Origin of the sequence: Pseudomonas azadiae (assembly GCF_019145355.1) — a bacterium.
Lineage (GTDB): Bacteria > Pseudomonadota > Gammaproteobacteria > Pseudomonadales > Pseudomonadaceae > Aquipseudomonas > Aquipseudomonas azadiae.
This window is the reverse complement of the sequence record NZ_JAHSTY010000001.1, coordinates 1,094,748-1,111,753: the sequence shown is the minus strand read 5'-3', so window position 1 is coordinate 1,111,753 and position 17,006 is coordinate 1,094,748. Positions and strand designations below refer to the sequence as shown.

The 17,006-nt window shown below is 60.4% G+C and carries 16 protein-coding genes; 12 read left to right on the top strand and 4 right to left on the bottom strand.

Going from position 1 to position 17,006, the window contains the following annotated elements; genetic code table 11:
- Window position 1 precedes the first annotated feature (1 nt).
- From KVG91_RS04920 to KVG91_RS04895, 6 genes are all read left to right on the top strand, one after another.
- Window positions 2–607 (top strand): tRNA-uridine aminocarboxypropyltransferase, encoded by a 606-nt coding sequence (locus tag KVG91_RS04920; protein ID WP_169377836.1) that lies wholly within the window; start codon window positions 2–4, stop codon window positions 605–607.
- A 230-nt stretch (window positions 608–837) separates the two neighbouring features.
- Window positions 838–1,740: a cysteine synthase CysM gene (gene cysM / locus KVG91_RS04915; protein ID WP_169377835.1), complete on the top strand. Its 903-nt coding sequence runs from the start codon at window positions 838–840 to the stop codon at window positions 1,738–1,740.
- Window positions 1,740–3,092, top strand: coding sequence for a 23S rRNA (uracil(1939)-C(5))-methyltransferase RlmD (rlmD, locus tag KVG91_RS04910; protein WP_169377834.1), 1,353 nt, complete (start codon window positions 1,740–1,742; stop codon window positions 3,090–3,092). Before cysM ends, rlmD begins: the two co-directional genes overlap by 1 nt.
- A gap of 124 nt (window positions 3,093–3,216) precedes the next feature.
- The gene (gene relA / locus KVG91_RS04905) at window positions 3,217–5,460 is read left to right on the top strand and encodes a GTP diphosphokinase (RefSeq protein WP_076952924.1); all 2,244 of its coding nucleotides are present in this window, start codon (window positions 3,217–3,219) and stop codon (window positions 5,458–5,460) included.
- Window positions 5,461–5,620: 160 nt separating this feature from the next.
- The gene (gene mazG / locus KVG91_RS04900) at window positions 5,621–6,454 is read left to right on the top strand and encodes a nucleoside triphosphate pyrophosphohydrolase (protein WP_169377833.1); all 834 of its coding nucleotides are present in this window, start codon (window positions 5,621–5,623) and stop codon (window positions 6,452–6,454) included.
- A gap of 25 nt (window positions 6,455–6,479) precedes the next feature.
- Window positions 6,480–7,025 (top strand): DUF2058 domain-containing protein, encoded by a 546-nt coding sequence (locus KVG91_RS04895; protein WP_169377832.1) that lies wholly within the window; start codon window positions 6,480–6,482, stop codon window positions 7,023–7,025.
- 59 nt (window positions 7,026–7,084) lie between these two features.
- On the opposite strand, the gene KVG91_RS04890 is transcribed toward KVG91_RS04895, so the two are convergent.
- Window positions 7,085–7,273: a hypothetical protein gene (locus KVG91_RS04890; RefSeq protein ID WP_044287624.1), complete on the bottom strand. Its 189-nt coding sequence runs from the start codon at window positions 7,271–7,273 to the stop codon at window positions 7,085–7,087.
- Between the two features lie 347 nt (window positions 7,274–7,620).
- Here KVG91_RS04890 and KVG91_RS04885 point away from each other — a divergent pair, with 347 nt between their 5' ends.
- Window positions 7,621–9,051, top strand: coding sequence for an IS1182 family transposase (locus KVG91_RS04885; protein ID WP_217894909.1), 1,431 nt, complete (start codon window positions 7,621–7,623; stop codon window positions 9,049–9,051).
- A 129-nt stretch (window positions 9,052–9,180) separates the two neighbouring features.
- Here the strand turns inward: KVG91_RS04885 and KVG91_RS04880 are convergent, their stop codons facing one another.
- From KVG91_RS04880 to purM, 3 genes are read right to left on the bottom strand one after another with little or no spacing between them, the layout of a single operon-like run.
- Window positions 9,181–9,894 (bottom strand): DUF3108 domain-containing protein, encoded by a 714-nt coding sequence (locus KVG91_RS04880; RefSeq protein WP_169377830.1) that lies wholly within the window; start codon window positions 9,892–9,894, stop codon window positions 9,181–9,183.
- Between the two features lie 8 nt (window positions 9,895–9,902).
- Window positions 9,903–10,553 (bottom strand): phosphoribosylglycinamide formyltransferase, encoded by a 651-nt coding sequence (purN, locus tag KVG91_RS04875; protein ID WP_169377829.1) that lies wholly within the window; start codon window positions 10,551–10,553, stop codon window positions 9,903–9,905.
- A complete protein-coding gene (gene purM, locus KVG91_RS04870; protein ID WP_076952929.1) occupies window positions 10,553–11,611 on the bottom strand; it encodes a phosphoribosylformylglycinamidine cyclo-ligase in 1,059 nt (352 codons plus the stop codon). The genes purN and purM overlap by 1 nt, the downstream gene beginning before the upstream one ends.
- A 353-nt stretch (window positions 11,612–11,964) precedes the next feature.
- Here purM and KVG91_RS04865 point away from each other — a divergent pair, with 353 nt between their 5' ends.
- From KVG91_RS04865 to KVG91_RS04845, 5 genes are all read left to right on the top strand, one after another.
- Entirely contained in the window at window positions 11,965–13,005 is a 1,041-nt protein-coding gene (locus KVG91_RS04865) for a DUF2066 domain-containing protein (RefSeq protein WP_169377828.1), read from the top strand.
- A 32-nt stretch (window positions 13,006–13,037) separates the two neighbouring features.
- On the top strand, window positions 13,038–14,111 hold the full coding sequence (locus tag KVG91_RS04860) for an AI-2E family transporter (protein WP_076952931.1): 1,074 nt from the start codon (window positions 13,038–13,040) through the stop codon (window positions 14,109–14,111).
- A gap of 203 nt (window positions 14,112–14,314) precedes the next feature.
- Complete coding sequence (hda, locus tag KVG91_RS04855; RefSeq protein WP_169377827.1) at window positions 14,315–15,019, top strand: DnaA regulatory inactivator Hda; 705 nt, start codon at window positions 14,315–14,317, stop codon at window positions 15,017–15,019.
- Between the two features lie 209 nt (window positions 15,020–15,228).
- Window positions 15,229–15,858, top strand: coding sequence for a C40 family peptidase (locus KVG91_RS04850; protein WP_169377826.1), 630 nt, complete (start codon window positions 15,229–15,231; stop codon window positions 15,856–15,858).
- A gap of 144 nt (window positions 15,859–16,002) precedes the next feature.
- Complete coding sequence (locus tag KVG91_RS04845; RefSeq protein WP_169377825.1) at window positions 16,003–16,542, top strand: C40 family peptidase; 540 nt, start codon at window positions 16,003–16,005, stop codon at window positions 16,540–16,542.
- Window positions 16,543–17,006: the final 464 nt, after the last annotated feature.

The window sequence follows — 17,006 nt, the reverse complement described above, 5'->3', positions numbered from 1 at the left end:
CATGTCCAGACCTCAATGTGTCCGTTGCCAACGCCCCGCCAGCCATTGCTTGTGCGCGCTGATTCCCAGCCTCGACAGCCGCACCCGTGTGTTGCTGTTGCAGCATCCGAGCGAGGTCGGCCATGCGCTGAACACCGCGCGGCTGGCAGCGTTGGGCTTGAATAATGCGCAGTTGGTGGTGGGGGAGGTGTTCGAGGATTTGGCGACGTTATTGAACGTACCCGGCTATCAGGCGCGGCTGCTGTTTCCGGCGGACGATGCCCAAGCGTTGCAGGCTTATGCGCCGGACGAACAGCCGCTACTGCTGGTAGTCCCCGATGGCACTTGGCGCAAGGCGCGCAAGCTGCTGCATCTCAATCCGCTGCTGGCGGCGTTGCCACGGGTGACGTTGGCCGACGGCGGCGTTTCGCGTTACCGGCTGCGCAAGGCGCCGGGCCCAGGGGCGCTGTCGACGGTGGAGGCCATCGCCCAGGCGTTGCAGGTGCTGGAAGCGCCAGCCTCGTTCGAGCCATTGCTCAAACCCTTCGAAGCGCTGATCGAAGGGCAGATTGCGGCGATGGGCCCGGAGGTTTTTCAAACAAATCATGGCGACGGGCAGGTGCGTTAGGCGGGTTATCGAGGCGCGGCCATCGGGGGCAAGCCCCCCCCCACAGTTGACCGTGTTCCAGCATGAGAATGCGGTCGAATGTGGGAGAGGGCTTGCCCCCGATGGCGTCCGCTCAGCCACCACCTTTCTCCCTTATTCCTTTAAGCCATAAGCACCGCACTTTGCGTGATATGGCCCGCCGGCCTTTCCCGGTATGATGTGCGCCCCGCAGTCTGGATTGCGAATACGCCATGACCTTGCAGTACCCCACAATCGCCGATTGCGTCGGCAATACGCCCCTGGTCCGCTTGCAACGCATGGCGGGTGAAACCAGCAATACCCTGTTGCTCAAGCTTGAAGGGAACAACCCGGCCGGGTCGGTAAAAGACCGCCCGGCATTGTCGATGATCACCCGCGCCGAGTTGCGCGGGCAGATCAAGCCCGGCGACACGCTGATCGAAGCCACCTCGGGTAACACCGGGATCGCCCTGGCCATGGCCGCGGCGATCAAAGGCTACAAGATGATCCTGATCATGCCCGACAACTCCAGCGCCGAGCGCAAGGCCGCGATGACGGCCTATGGCGCCGAGCTGATCCTGGTCACCCAGGAGCAGGGCATGGAAGGCGCGCGCGATCTTGCCGAGCGCATGGCCGCCGAAGGCCGTGGCCAGGTGTTGGACCAGTTCGCCAACGGCGATAATCCCGAGGCGCACTACACCAGCACCGGCCCGGAAATCTGGCGCCAGACCCAGGGCACCATCACCCATTTCGTCAGCTCCATGGGCACTACCGGCACCATCATGGGCAACTCGCGCTACCTCAAGGAGCAGAACCCGGCGGTGCAGATCGTCGGCCTGCAACCGATGGAAGGCGCGGCCATCCCGGGTATCCGCCGTTGGCCCGAAGAATATTTGCCCAGAATCTACAACGCGACCCGCGTGGACCGCATCATCGACATGGACCAGCGTGAGGCCGAAGACACTACCCGCCGCCTGGCCCGTGAAGAAGGCATCTTCTGCGGCGTGTCGTCCGGTGGCGCCGTGGCCGGTATGTTGCGCTTGTCCCAAGAGGTGGAAAACGCGGTGATCGTCGCGATCATCTGTGACCGAGGCGACCGCTACCTGTCGACCGGCATTTTCGACGAACCCAACTGATGGCCAAGCACGAGAGAGGCCTGCGCTTCCAACCGACGGGCGGCAGCCGGGCCCCGCAGATTCCGGTGGGCAAGAAGCAACGCCTGACCATCGAACGCCTGGCCAATGACGGTCGCGGCATCGTGTTCTTTGAAGGCCGCACTTGGTTCGTGAATGGCGCGCTGGCCGGTGAAGAGGTGGAAGCGCGGGTGCTGGGCGCCCACGGCAAAATCGTCGAAGCCCGCACCGAACGGGTGTTCAAGGCCAGCCAATTGCGCCGCCCGGCGCCCTGTGCGCATTTTGGCCGCTGCGGCGGCTGCAGCGTGCAGCATTTGCCCCATGCCGAACAACTCGCCCTGAAACAGCGCATGCTGGCCGAGCAGTTGTCCCGTGTGGCCGGTGTCGAACCGCAAGCGTGGGCGGCGCCGTTGAGCGGTCCGGAATTCGGCTACCGCCGCCGCGCCCGCGTGGCCGTGCGTTGGGACGCCAAGGCCAAGCATCTGGAAGTCGGTTTTCGTGCTGTGGCCAGCCAGGACATCGTCGCCATTGATGAATGCCCGGTGCTGGTACAGGCCTTGCAACCGATCATGCAACGCCTGCCCAACCTGCTGCGCCGCTTAAGCAAACCTCAGGCACTGGGGCATGTGGAGTTGTTCAGTGGTACGTCGATCGCCGTGTTGTTGCGGCACATGTCGCCGTTATCGGAAGCAGACCTGCAGATTCTCAAAGAATTTTGCGCCTTCCATGAGGCCCACTTGTGGCTGCAGGGCGAAGGGCGACCGGAACCGGTGGAGTCTGATCAGACGCTCGGTTATCGCCTGGAACAGTGGGACCTGGCGCTGGCCTATCGGCCGGGGGATTTCGTGCAGGTCAATGCCGCAGTTAACGCGGCGATGGTCGCCCAGGCCCTGGAATGGTTGGCGCCACAACCCGACGAACGGGTGCTGGACCTTTTTTGCGGCCTGGGCAACTTCGCCCTGCCTCTGGCACGCCACGTGCGTGAAGTGGTGGCGGTAGAAGGCGTGCAGGCCATGGTGGACCGCGCGGCCCTCAACGCCGCCGATAACAATTTGCATAATGTGCAGTTTTTTCAAGCCGATTTGTCCCAGCCTTTGACTGACGCGCAATGGGCCAAGCAGGGCTTTTCTGCGGTACTCTTGGACCCACCCCGTGACGGTGCCCTGGAGGTTGTGCGTACGCTCGCGACCCTTGGGGCCAAGCGCCTGGTGTATGTGTCCTGCAACCCAGCCACGCTGGCGCGGGACACGGTTGAGTTGGTCAAGCAAGGCTACCGGCTAAAACGTGCCGGGATCCTCGACATGTTTCCGCAAACCGCGCATGTCGAGGCCATGGCGTTATTTGAAGCGGGCTAGGATGCCCGTTTAATCCGACCGGCCTGCCGTCTCCTGGGCCTGTGATCTGCCAGGGAGCCTGCAGTAGAAGGTCGGCGATGAATTCTGGCGCAGCCAAAGGTGCGTCATAGGGAAGGTAAGCAAGATGGTACAGGTGAGAGCACACCAGCCGATCAACACCGACGGCAGTATCAATCTCGAGGCATGGCTGGATCATGCCATCAGCGTCGACCCGGCGCTGGACCGTGAAGCCTTGAAAGCAGCCTGCGAGTTCGCTCGCGAGTCTGAGCAGCAAGACAATGCGGCCAAGAACCTGTGGGCCGAAGGCACTTCAAGCTTTCGTACCGGGTTGGAAATCGCCGAGATCCTCGCCGATCTCAAGCTGGACCAGGATTCGCTGATCGCCGCCGTGCTGTATCGCGGCGTGCGTGAGGGGCATATCCCGTTGGCCACCGTCGGCCAGCGTTTCGGCTCCGTCGTGGCCAAGCTGATTGACGGCGTGCTGCGCATGGCCGCGATCAGCGCCAGCCTCAGCCCGCGCCAGTCCATGGTGCTGGGCACCCAGGGCCAGGTGGAAAACCTGCGCAAGATGCTGGTGGCGATGGTCGACGACGTACGTGTCGCCCTGATCAAGCTGGCCGAGCGCACCTGCGCAATCCGGGCGGTCAAGACCGCCGACGACGAGAAACGCAACCGCGTCGCCCGTGAAGTCTTCGATATCTACGCGCCGCTGGCGCACCGCCTGGGTATCGGCCATATCAAGTGGGAGCTGGAGGACTTGTCCTTCCGTTACCTCGAACCCGATCAATACAAACAGATTGCCACGCTGCTGCACGAGCGCCGGCTTGACCGTGAGCGCTTCATCAGCGACGTGATGGGCCAGCTGCGTTCCGAGTTGCAGGCCACCGGCGTCGAAGCCGACATCAGCGGCCGCGCCAAACACATCTATTCCATCTGGCGCAAAATGCAGCGCAAGGGCCTGGCGTTCAGCCAGATCTACGACGTGCGCGCCGTGCGTGTGCTGGTGCCGGAAATGCGCGACTGCTACACCGCGCTGGGTATCGTCCATACCTTGTGGCGGCACATTCCCAAGGAGTTTGACGACTACATCGCCAACCCCAAGGAAAACGGCTACCGCTCGCTGCACACCGCCGTGATCGGGCCTGAAGGCAAAGTGCTGGAAGTGCAGATCCGCACCCATGCCATGCACGAAGAGGCCGAGCTGGGCGTGTGTGCGCACTGGCGCTACAAGGGCACCGACGTCAAGGCCGGTTCCAACCAGTACGAAGAGAAAATCTCCTGGCTGCGCCAAGTGCTGGAATGGCACGAAGAACTCGGCGACATCGGCGGCCTGGCCGAACAGCTGCGGGTGGATATCGAACCGGACCGGGTCTACATCTTCACCCCCGACGGCCACGCCATCGACTTGCCCAAGGGCGCCACGCCGCTGGATTTTGCCTACCGCGTGCACACCGAGATCGGCCACAACTGCCGGGGCGCCAAAATCAACGGGCGCATCGTGCCGCTCAACTACAGCTTGCAGACCGGCGAGCAGGTCGAGATCATCACCAGCAAGCACGGCACGCCGAGCCGCGACTGGCTGAACCCGAACCTGGGCTACATCACCACGTCGCGGGCGCGGGCGAAGATTGTCCATTGGTTCAAATTGCAGGCGCGCGACCAGAACGTCGCCGCCGGCAAGACCTTGCTCGAGCGCGAACTGGGCCGCCTGGGCCTGCCGCAGGTGGACTTCGACAAGCTGGCCGAAAAGGCCAACATGAAGATCGCCGAGGACATGTTCGCCGCGCTCGGCGCCGGCGATTTGCGCCTGGCGCAACTGGTCAACCTGGCCCAGCAACTGGTCGAGCCGGAACGCGGCAACGAACAGCTGGAACTGATCCCGCGCAAGGCCACTGGCTATAAGCCCGGCAAGCGCGGCGACATCCAGATCCAGGGCGTGGGCAACCTGATGACACAAATCGCCGGTTGCTGCCAGCCGTTGCCGGGCGACGCGATTGTCGGCTACATCACCCAGGGGCGCGGCGTGAGCATCCACCGCCAGGACTGCGCCTCGGTGCTGCAACTGGGCGGGCGCGAGCCGGAGCGGATCATCCAGGTCAGCTGGGGCCCGGTGCCGGTGCTGACCTACCCGGTCGACATCGTGATCCGCGCCTACGACCGTTCCGGTTTGCTGCGGGATGTGTCGCAAGTGCTGCTCAATGAGCGGATCAACGTGCTGGCGGTCAACACCCGCTCGAACAAAGAGGACAACACCGCGTTGATGTCCCTGACCATCGAGATTCCTGGGTTGGACGCATTGGGGCGGTTGCTGGGGCGGATTTCCCAGTTGCCGAACATCATTGAGACGCGGCGTAACCGTACGCCATGAGACAGTCTGGAACTATGTGGGGCTGCTTTCTGTGGGAGCTGGCTTGCCTGCGATAGCATCACCTCGGTCTGGCTTGAGCACTGCGGTGACCGCATCGCGGGCAAGCCCGGCTCCCACATTTGATCTTCAGCGTTTCCAAGAAATGGGCAGAGATTGACCGATGTATTCACTCGAAGACCTGCTGCACCTGATGAACCGCCTGCGCGACCCGCAATACGGCTGCCCGTGGGACATCAAGCAAACCTACGCCAGCATCGTGCCGCATACCCTCGAAGAAGCCTACGAGGTGGCCGATGCCATCGAACGGGGTGATTTCGATCACCTGCAAGGCGAGTTGGGCGACCTGTTGTTCCAAGTGGTGTACTACAGCCAGTTGGCGCGTGAAGAAGGGCGCTTTGAATTCGCCGGTGTAGTCGACGGCATCACGCGCAAGTTGATCCGTCGCCATCCCCACGTATTCCCCACCGGCGATCTGTACGCACCGCTGGATATCCCGCAGTTGAGCGAAGAGCAGGTCAAGGAACGCTGGGAGCAGATCAAGGCCGAGGAACGCGCGCAGAAGTGCGACGCTCCCAAGCAACTGTCCCTGCTGGATGATGTGCCCACCGCGTTGCCATCCCTGTCCCGTGCCGCCAAATTGCAAAAGCGCGCCAGCCAGGTCGGTTTCGACTGGCCGTCCGCCTTGCCGGTGGTGGATAACGTGCGCGAAGAACTGGATGAAGTGCTCGAAGCCATGGCCAATAACGATACGGCGGGTATCGCCGACGAGGTCGGTGACCTGTTGTTTGCGGCGGTCAACCTGGCTCGCCATCTCAAGGTCGACCCGGAAACCGCGCTGCGTGGCGCCAACGCCAAATTCGAACGACGTTTCCGATTTATCGAACAGGCATTGCGCGAGACCCACCGTCCCATGGAAGATTGCACCCTCGAAGACTTGGACGCCCTGTGGGGCGAAGCCAAACGTCAGGAAAAGAACGTGTCCAGCTGCGGTTGAGCAGTTGCCTAAGTGAGTAAGCACCATGAGCCTTTCCCTTCGCGACCAGTTGCTCAAAGCAGGTCTGGTCAACCAAAAGCAGGCCAAGCAGGTCGGCAAAGACAAACAGAAGCAGCAGCGCCTGGTCCACAAAGGCCAGATCGAGGCGGATGACACCCAGGCCCGCCTGGCTGCCGAGGCACACGCCGAGAAGGTCAAGCGCGACCAGGAGCTGAACCGCCAGCAGCAGGAAAAAGCCGAGGCCAAGGCGCGCGCCGCGCAGGTCAAGCAACTGATCGAGACCTCGCGCCTGCCCAAGCTCACCACCGAGGACTACTACAACTTTGTGGATGACAAGAAGGTCAAGCGCCTGTCGGTCAACACGCTGATGCGCAACAAGCTGAGCAACGGCTCCCTGGCGATCGTGCACCACGGCGGCGGCTACGAGGTGATCCCGCGCGAAGCGGCGCTGAAGATCCAGGAACGCGCACCGGAGCGTATCGTGCAGCTCAACCTGCTGACCGAAAGCCAGGTGCCGGATGAAGATGATCCATACGCCGCCTACCAGATCCCTGATGATTTGATGTGGTAAGGCTTTAGAGACAACAAACCCCGCTCAAAAGGCGGGGTTTGTGTGTGTAGAAGACAGGTTCAGGAGCTTTGCGCCTGGCGTCTCATCTCAAGGGCTTCGAGCTCGTTTTTATAGTTATGAGCGTCGCTCTCGTTGTGAAACATGCCGACCAACAGGTCTTGTTGGTGTACATCCCAGATATGAATCCCATGGCCCAGTGCTTCGTGGGACATATGTTCGTCGTCGCGTTCAGTTACTTTTACAGTCATCTGCTTGCTCCAATCTCTGGTGGATCTGCGGCAAGTCGTCGCAGGCCTTTGTTATATATTTTGATAGCTTGCTAAGTAAACGGCTTTGACGGTTTATGACAGAAGTTTCATGTTGGGGTGCTGGTGAAAGCTCTGTGGTGAAGCATCCATCGCCATCGCAGGCAAGCCAGCTCCCACCTTGGAATGCATTCCTACTGTGGGAGCTGGCTTGCCTGCGATGGCGGCAGAAGCTTCAACAAAACTTTCAGGCGAAAAAAAGCCCCGCATTCACAGGCTGTGTGAAAACCTAGCAATTTGCCGCCCGGTTTAAGAAAATGCCCGTATCGCAAGATACGGGCATTTTTCTTATGCGCTATATCCAAGGTGAAGACCGCTCTCAAGGAACCCTATTTCCAGTCTCGCTGGACGAACTCATCCCCGAAGATCATTTGGTTCGGGTAATCGAAGCCTATATTTCTCTGCTCGACCTTGAGCAGTTGGGTTTTGACAAAGCCGTCCCCAAGGCTACCGGCCGCCCTTCATACCACCCGGCTGATCTGCTCAAACTCTACCTTTACGGCTATTTCCAACAGGTTCGTTCCTCGCGTCGGCTGGAAGCTGAATGTCAACGCAACGTCGAGGTTATGTGGCTGCTGGGCCGCTTGGCACCTGACTTTAAAACCATTGCCGATTTTCGACGGGACAACAGCGCAGCCTTCGTTGCCACGTGCCGTGCATTTGTTAGTTTTTGCCGCGGGGCCGGCCTCATCCGCGGCGACCTGATAGCCATTGATGGCAGCAAGTTCCAGGCAGTGGCCTCGAATCGAAAGCACATCACACCCAAGAAGCTCCAGCAGCGCGAAGCGGTTTTGGACAAGCGTATTGCCCACTACCTGGCGCAACTTGACGAGGCTGATCGCGGTGAGCAAGAGCAAGAGCAAGCGATTGATCGCTCAGCAGTACAGACTGCGCTTGAGACGTTGCGCGTAAAAAAGGCCAATAACCAGACCTGCCAAGCGCTGATGCAAGCTCAAGGTCTGGTTCAGCACGTGGTGGGTGAAGCCGATGCGCAAAAAATGCGGACACCTTCAGGCCCGCGTATTGCCTACAACGTTCAGAGCGCGGTAGATGCGAAACACTGTCTGATTGTTCACCACGAAGTGACTCAGGAAGGTACCGACAATCGCCTGCTTGAACCGATGGCCAAGGCGACTCAAGCGGTGCTGGAACGAGCCAAGCTCAACGTCACCGCTGATGCGGGCTACTCCAACGGCGCGCAATTTCAGGCGTGTGAAGACGCTGGTATCACACCCTTTGTCCCGCCCAACCGGGCGATTAACACCAAAGGTGGCGAAGAGCAATTTTTTGACCGCTCGCTCTTCAATTACAGCGAAGAGGGTGACAGCTATGAATGCCCTAATGGCAAGACGCTCACGCTTAAAGCACTTAACAAGGGAGACCGGGTTTATCACGCATCAATCAGTGACTGCGGCACTTGCGCACTGAAAAGCCGGTGTACCAAGGCTGAACGCCGTTACGTCACGCGCCATGCCCATGAATCAGCATTTGAACGAATGGAACAGCGCATGAAGGCGAATCCCGACATGATGATCAATCGACGATCGATCGTCGAACACCCATTTGGCAACTTGAAGCAATGGGCCTTCGGCAACGCTAGGTTTTTGCTGCGCCAGCTAAAAGGTACACGGACAGAAATGGCACTTGCGATACAGGCCTACAACCTGAAAAGGACCATCAACGTGTTGGGAGTGCCGAAATTGATGGAGTTGATGGGCTGAAAGGCCCTTTTTTTCTTCAAGTCCGCAAAAACAAATGCCCCGACAAGTCGGGGCATTTGTTTTTGGCCGGTGCAGGCTGCGTTTTCACACAGCCTGATTCAGCGAGGCCTTTTCTACCCACCAGCTCAATCAGCTACCTTTGACAGCCTTACCGTCAACGGTACCGTCCTGCAGCATGATGTTGTATTCCTTGCCATCGGTCTCCACCTGGCGCAGGGCAACCAGGATGCCGCCCTGGTCCTTGGCAAACCACATCTGGGTGATGCGCTTGCTCTGCGACGGATCACGCACGCGCTCGACCTTGATCGCGTCGATGGCGCCTACCTTGGTCTGGACCTTTTCCTGGCCAATCACGCGGAAGTCATAGGTGTCGACATCAGTGCCTTCGACCACGCGGTAGCTCATGCTCTTCTTGCCGCCAGCCACGTCACGTTGCAGGGCGAGCTGGTAAGTCGACTTGTCGAGCATGCCGCTTTCAAGCGTGACGTTGACCGGGTCCTTGTTCTCAAAGCCGGTGACTTTCTTGGCGGATTGGTCGAAGTCCAGGTTGATCTTCTTCGCCTTGCCCAGGCCACCGCGTTCGAAGCTGTAGCTCTTGGGTTGCAGGGAGTCCTTGTCGAACAGGATCACGCTGGTTTCGGTCAGGCTGGCGATCATCATGGAGGCCTTGAAACTCAAGGTCCAGCTGCCGTCACCGTTTTTGGTCAGGCTGCGTTCTGCCGAACCACTCATGGGCAACTGTTTCCAGTCGGCGGTGTAGCTGGCGGAGAAAGGATGTAAATCTGCTGCTTGCACGACAGGCAAGGCGAACAGCGCAAAAGCGAAGAGCAAGGCGCGACGCATAAAATCTCCTAGGTTCGAATCAAGTGGCCGCTGGCCGCAAGTAACTGACCGTCCAATAATGCACCCTGGTCGCCAAGAATCAACCGCCCCTCGGCAAACCAGCGAACAGCCAGTGGGTAAATCCTGTGTTCCTGGGCGTGAACCCTTTGCGCAAGGCTCTGCGCCGAGTCGTTGGACTCTACCGGAACCACTGCCTGTACGACCAGAGGCCCGCCATCGAGTTCCTCGGTGACAAAATGCACGCTGCAGCCGTGCTCGCGGTCGCCGGCATCGAGCGCACGCTGGTGCGTGTGCATGCCTTTGTACTTGGGCAGCAGGGAAGGGTGGATATTGAGCAGGCGCCCCTCGTAATGCCGCACGAAGTCAGCGCTGAGGATGCGCATGAAACCGGCCAGTACCACGAGTTTGGGGTTGAAGGCGTCGATCAGTTCGATCAAGGCGCTGTCGAAGGCCTCGCGGCCCTCGAACGCCTTGTGATCCAGCGAGCGGGTGTCGATGCCGGCGTCCCTGGCGCGTTGCAGGCCGTAGGCGTCGCTGCGGTTTGAGATCACCGCCGCGATGCGCACCGGGCTATCGCCGGTGCGCGTGCTGTCGATCAGGGCCTGCAAGTTACTGCCGGTGCCGGAAAGCAGCACCACGACATCACAGGTTGCGGACATCAGTGAGCCTTGAGGTTCTTCAGTTCAACCTGGGCCGCGCCTTCGGCAGCGCTGGCGATCTGGCCGATCACCCAAGGCTGCTCGCCGGCTTCACGCAGTACGTTCAGCGCGGTTTCAACGTGTTCTTGAGCCACGCAGATGACCATGCCCACGCCGCAGTTGAGCACGCGGTGCATTTCGGTTTCGTCGACGTTGCCTTTCTCTTGCAGCCAGTCGAATACCGCAGGACGCTGCCAGCTGGCCACGTCGACGATCGCCTGGGCGCCTTTTGGCAGCACGCGCGGGATGTTGTCCAGCAGGCCGCCGCCCGTGATGTGGGCCATGGCCTTGACCGCTCCGGTGTCCTTGATCAGCTTGAGCAACGGCTTGACGTAGATACGGGTCGGGGCCATGAGCAGGTCGGCCAGTGGCTTGCCGTCGAGTTGGGTGTTCTCGATGTCGGCACCGGACACTTCGATGATCTTGCGGATCAGCGAGTAACCGTTGGAGTGCGGGCCGGAGGATGGCAGGGCCAGCAGCGCGTCACCGGCGGCTACCTTGGAGCCGTCGATGATCTCGGCTTTTTCCACGACGCCGACGCAGAAGCCGGCCAGGTCGTAGTCTTCGCCCTCGTACATGCCTGGCATTTCAGCGGTTTCGCCGCCCACCAGGGAGCAACCCGACAGCTCGCAGCCGGCACCGATGCCGGTCACTACTTGCGCCGCGGTGTCGACGTTCAGCTTGCCGGTGGCATAGTAGTCGAGGAAGAACAACGGCTCGGCGCCGCACACCACCAGGTCGTTGACGCACATGGCGACCAGGTCGATGCCGATGGTGTCGTGCTTGTTCAGGTTCAGCGCCAGGCGCAGCTTGGTGCCCACGCCGTCGGTGCCGGACACCAGCACAGGCTGCTTGTAGCCGGCCGGGATTTCGCAGAGGGCGCCAAAACCGCCCAGGCCGCCCATGACTTCGGGGCGCGCAGTGCGCTTGGCGACGCTCTTGATGCGTTCGACCAATGCTTCACCGGCGTCGATGTCTACACCGGCGTCCTTGTAGCTCAGGGAGGGTTGCTTGCTCATGATCCAGGCCTTTAGGGGGGATTTCTGGGTAACGACCGGGCGGGCAGGCGCTTTTGGTAAAAGGCCCAGCCGTTGACGGTCTGCGAAGGCGCGCGATTTTATCAGGCTTGAGGGGCAGCGGCCATCCTCGGGCCGACGGGCAGGGGCATATCGGTAAAAAAGCCGGTTAAAAAAATGCTGATCGGCTCGGCTTTGGCACGTATTAAGGTATAGCCTTTAACTCGCTATCGTTATGACAGTACCAAAACTACCGGGACCCGTGAGTGTTTTGCCGGTTGCTGTGGTCACAGCCCTGCCAAACCGAGTCCACGCGGTCTGATCCAGCCGCTAAATTTGTCGTTCGGGAATCTTCCATGCGTCTGTGTAAATTCTTCTTTGTAGGCTGCTTGTCATTGGTCAGCCTGGCGAGTCATGCCGAAACACTCAATGGCCTGTATCAAGTACTCGAACCGGTCGGCAGCCAGTCTGCGCAAGAGCGCGACCAGGCCACCCAACGCGCCGTGCAGACCCTGGTGATACGCCTGACCGGCGATGCCAAGGCGGCCGAGGGCCCGGGCCTGGCGGCGGTCCGTAAAGACCCGCAGCAAATCATCACGCAATACGGCTATGACGCCGGCCCGCCGGAAAGTCTGCAAGTTGATTTCGATCCGGTGAGCACTGATCGTGTGCTGCGTGAAGCAGGCTTGTCGATCTGGGGCAGCAACCGGCCGTCAATCCTCAGCTGGTGGCTGAACGACTCCACCGAAGGCAGCAGCCTGGTCGGCGATGGCCAGACCGTCGCGCAGGCGCTGCGTCGGGCGGCGCAACACCGTGGCTTGCCGCTGCGCCTGCCGCTGGGCGACCTGGATGAGCAGGTAGTCGCCACCGCACCGAACCTGGAAAGTGCTGATGCCACGCCATTGCGCGCCGCCTCCGAGCGCTACGGTGCCGACGCCTTGCTGGCCGTGCACGCGCGCCAGGAAGGCAGCCAATGGCAGGCCAAATGGCGCCTGTGGTTGGGCGACAAAAGCGAGCAGGGCACCGCGCAAGGTGCCGACACGGGCGCCGTGGCGGACGCGGTGATGCTGGCGGTCAGCCAGAAACTGGCACCGCGCTTTGCAGTCAAGCCTGGCGTGAGCGCCGAACAGTTGCTGGAAGTGCAGGGCATGACCCTTGAGCGCTATGCCGCGCTGGGCCATCTGCTCGAACCCTTCGGCGGTCAGCCGCAGCGGGTGGAGGGCGATCGCATTGTGTATCGCGTCAACGGCAGTGCCGATCAGTTGCGTACCCAGTTGAGCCTGGCCAAGTTGCAGGAGATTCCTGCCGGTGAGGCGCCGGTTCAACAGCCGTTGGCGGATGGCGCTCAGCCAACTGCTGCGCCTGAGCCTCAGGCCCAACTGCGTTTTCGTTGGTAGCAGTTTTCTTCTTTATATAGCTGGAGTGGTTTATGGCGGATACGCGTCGTTGGGTGTGGCTTGGCGGGATTGTCCTGCTGTGCGTCTTTGTATTCTTGCTGCATTCGATCCTGACGCCGTTCCTGGTGGCGTTGTTGTTGGCCTATCTGTTCGATCCCGTGGTGGATCGCCTGGAGAAGGCCGGCTTGTCACGTACCTGGGGCGTGGTGGCGGTGTTCGCCCTGTTTACCTTGATCATCACGGCGTTGGTGCTGGTGCTGGTGCCGATGTTGGCCAAGCAACTGTTTCGCCTGTATGAGCTGGCGCCGCAGATGCTCGATTGGCTGCAGCACACGGCCATGCCGTGGGCCCAGGCCAAGCTGGGGCTGTCGGATGGGTTCTGGAAGTTTGACAAGGTCAAGGCGGCCATCAGCGAACACATGGGCCAGACCACCGATATCGTCGGGGTCATCCTCAGCCAGGCGACCGCGTCCAGCCTGGCGCTGATCGGCTGGTTGACCAACCTGGTGCTGATCCCGGTGGTCGCGTTCTACCTACTGCGCGACTGGGACATCATGATGGCCAAGATCCGCAGCCTGCTGCCGCGCAACCGTGAGGAGCGCATCGTCTCCCTGGCCGAGGAATGCCATGAGGTGCTGGGTGCCTTTGTGCGTGGCCAGTTGCTGGTGATGCTTGCTCTGGGGATCATTTACGCTGCGGGCTTGATGGCGATTGGTCTGGAGCTGGGCCTGTTGATCGGCCTGATCGCCGGCCTGGCGGCTATCGTGCCGTATATGGGGTTTGTGATCGGTATCGGCGCGGCCCTGGTGGCGGGGCTGTTCCAGTTTGGCGGCGACCTGTACCCGATGCTCGGGATCGTGGCGGTGTTCATGGTGGGCCAGGCCCTGGAAGGCATGGTGCTGACGCCGTTGCTGGTAGGCGATCGGATCGGCCTGCACCCGGTGGCGGTGATCTTTGCGATCCTGGCGGGCGGTGAATTGTTCGGGTTTACCGGCATCCTGTTGGCGCTGCCGGTGGCGGCGGTGATCATGGTGCTGGTGCGCCATGTGCACGATCTGTACAAGGACTCGGAAGTGTATACGGGGGTCGAAGACCCCGACTTGTAATCGGTGCATCACAAACCCGGCTCCGGCCGGGTTTGTTATTTGTGGCGCCGTAACGTCAAACAATCTTCGTGAATCCAACGGGTTAACGCAAACCTTTGATTTTGCTTGGAGTCTGTTGCATTGTGCGCCCGGCGTCACGGGTATAAACTTTGCAAACTTTACACAGAGGCCACTAACGGTTCGTTTGGAGCCGTTCAGTCAGCATGAAACCGATTCAGCTGCCCTTGGGTGTGCGTCTGCGTGATGACGCCACCTTTATCAACTACTACCCAGGCGCCAATGCCGCTGCACTCGGCTATGTCGAGCGGCTTTGCGAAGCCGACGCCGGGTGGACCGAAAGCCTTATCTACCTGTGGGGCAAGCACGGCGTAGGGCGTACCCACCTGTTGCAGGCCGCCTGCCTGCGTTTCGAGCAGATGGGCGAGCCGGCGGTCTACCTGCCCCTTGCCGAGTTGATGGACCGCGGTATCGGCATCTTCGACCATCTTGAGCAATACGAACTGGTCTGTCTGGACGACTTGCAGGCGATTGCCGGCAAGGCGGATTGGGAAGAGGCGCTGTTTCACCTGTTCAATCGTTTGCGTGACAGCGGGCGGCGCCTGCTGATCGCAGCCTCTACCTCGCCACGCGAATTGCCGATCAAGCTGGCCGACCTCAAGTCGCGCATGACCCTGGCGTTGATCTTCCAGATGCGCCCGCTGTCCGACGAAGACAAATTGCGTGCCCTCCAATTGCGCGCATCGCGGCGCGGCCTGCACCTCACCGACGAGGTCGGGCATTTTATCCTCACCCGTGGCACCCGCAGCATGAGTGCATTGTTCGAGTTGCTCGAGCAGCTCGATCAGGCCTCTTTACAGGCACAACGAAAATTGACGATCCCTTTTCTCAAAGAGACGTTGGGCTGGTAACTCGTTGATTCGTTGGGGTTCGGCATTTTACAGGCGCCAGAAATCCTGCGTTATGGCCTGTTTGACCGCGCATTTGAACCGATAAATGGAATTACGGCTTAGATGTCAGGGTCCAATCGCCAAGTCACATAAGCCACGATTGAATTTGCAAATCGATGTGATAGAAGGCATAGTCTCGGCTTCTTTACATACCAGCCACGGTCGTGCCCATGCTAAATCGCTTCGCACCCCTCGTGCCTCTCGCACTCGTTACCCTGTTGTTTGGCTGCGCCTCCCACCCTCAACAGGTGGTTGAGCAGCAGAAGCCTCAACAACAGTCCCAGGCAAAATTCGTCGCCGCACAGTCTTCTTCCGTATATGAAGAAGAGGTGGCAACTGAAAAGGAACTGGCCGATTTCTCCGGCAGCAAGCCTTATCAGCTTCCGGTACTGGCCGACAGCATCCTTGAACGCGGCATGTCCCTGATCGGTACCCGTTACCGTTTCGGCGGTACGTCCGAAGCCGGGTTCGACTGCAGCGGTTTCATCGGCTACCTGTTTCGTGAAGAAGCCGGCATGAACCTGCCGCGCTCCACCCGCGAAATGATCAACGTGAAAGCACCGTTGGTCGCACGCAACAACCTCAAGCCCGGTGATCTGCTTTTCTTCAGTACGGCAGGCCGTGGTCGTGTCAGCCATGCCGGTATCTACCTGGGCGATAACCAGTTTATCCACTCCAGCAGCCGTCGCAGTGGTGGTGTTCGTGTCGACAGCCTGGGCGACAGCTACTGGAGCAAAACCTTCATCGAAGCCAAGCGCGCACTCGCGATGGCCCCGACTACGGTTACCGCCAGTAAGTAAACTTAAAGTGATACTTGAAGTTTGACGTGTAAGCGCTAGAATCCCTGGACATTGCTGTAATCCGTTCGCGCGAGCCTTGCTTGCGCGTTCTGGTTTTCAGCGTTCGGCAGCGAAAGCCGCATCCAGACCAGGATTGTTCTGCACATGTCGACCTCGGCCCGCCTTATGCTCCTTGTTTGCGCCGCGTTGCTCAGCGCCTGCGCCAGCCGCCCACCGCCGCCCGCGCCTGTCGCGGTCAAGCCTAAGCCGGTGTTCAACTATTCCACCCAGAATTTCTCGCCGGCGGCCGACGACGTGCTCTTTCGCGCGCTCGGCCTGGTCGGCACGCCATACCGTTGGGGCGGCAACACGCCGGACTCGGGGTTTGATTGCAGTGGCCTGATCGGTTTTGTCTTCCGCGACGCCGCCGGAATCTCTTTGCCGCGCACCACCCGCGAACTGATCGTGATGCGCGCGCAAGATGTCAGCGAGCAGAACCTGCAGACCGGCGACCTGCTGTTCTTCGCCACCGGCGGTGGTTCGCAGGTCAGCCACGCCGGCATCTATGTGGGTGAGGGCCGCTTTGTGCATGCGCCGCAAACGGGGGGGACGGTGAAGCTGGATACCTTGTCCAAGGCGTATTGGCAGAATGCTTATCTGAGTGCCAAGCGGGTGTTGCCGGGGAATCTGGCGCGTAATCCTTGAGAGGGTTTTTTCGGTGTACATATCCGTTGCTGCGGTAACGGCTACTTAGGGTTCCGCTCTTACAGCGGGTCACTTTTTGAAGGACCAAAAAGTAACCAAAAAGTCCTCGCCCCACCACTCGGTGCCTCGCCTAGGCTCGGCATGCCCGTAATCCGACACTGATTTGGGGGGCCGCCGCCACGCGCCATCCATGGCGCGGGGCGGCTAAACCGGCGTCCTGCCGGTTTACCCCCCAAATCACTGTCGAATTCCGGCCAGCGTGGTTGACGGGGCGATCCCAGATCAAAAGCCAAAGCGCGGCGGCCTTAGAGCCGACCGGTATTCGTGTCGAACTCGGTTAAAACTGTGGGAGCGGGCTTGCTCGCGAATGCGGTGTGTCAGCGAGTGCATCTGTAACTGATCCACCGCATTCGCGAGCAAGCCCGCTCCCACAGTTTGATCTCCATACATCAGATAGACCTCAG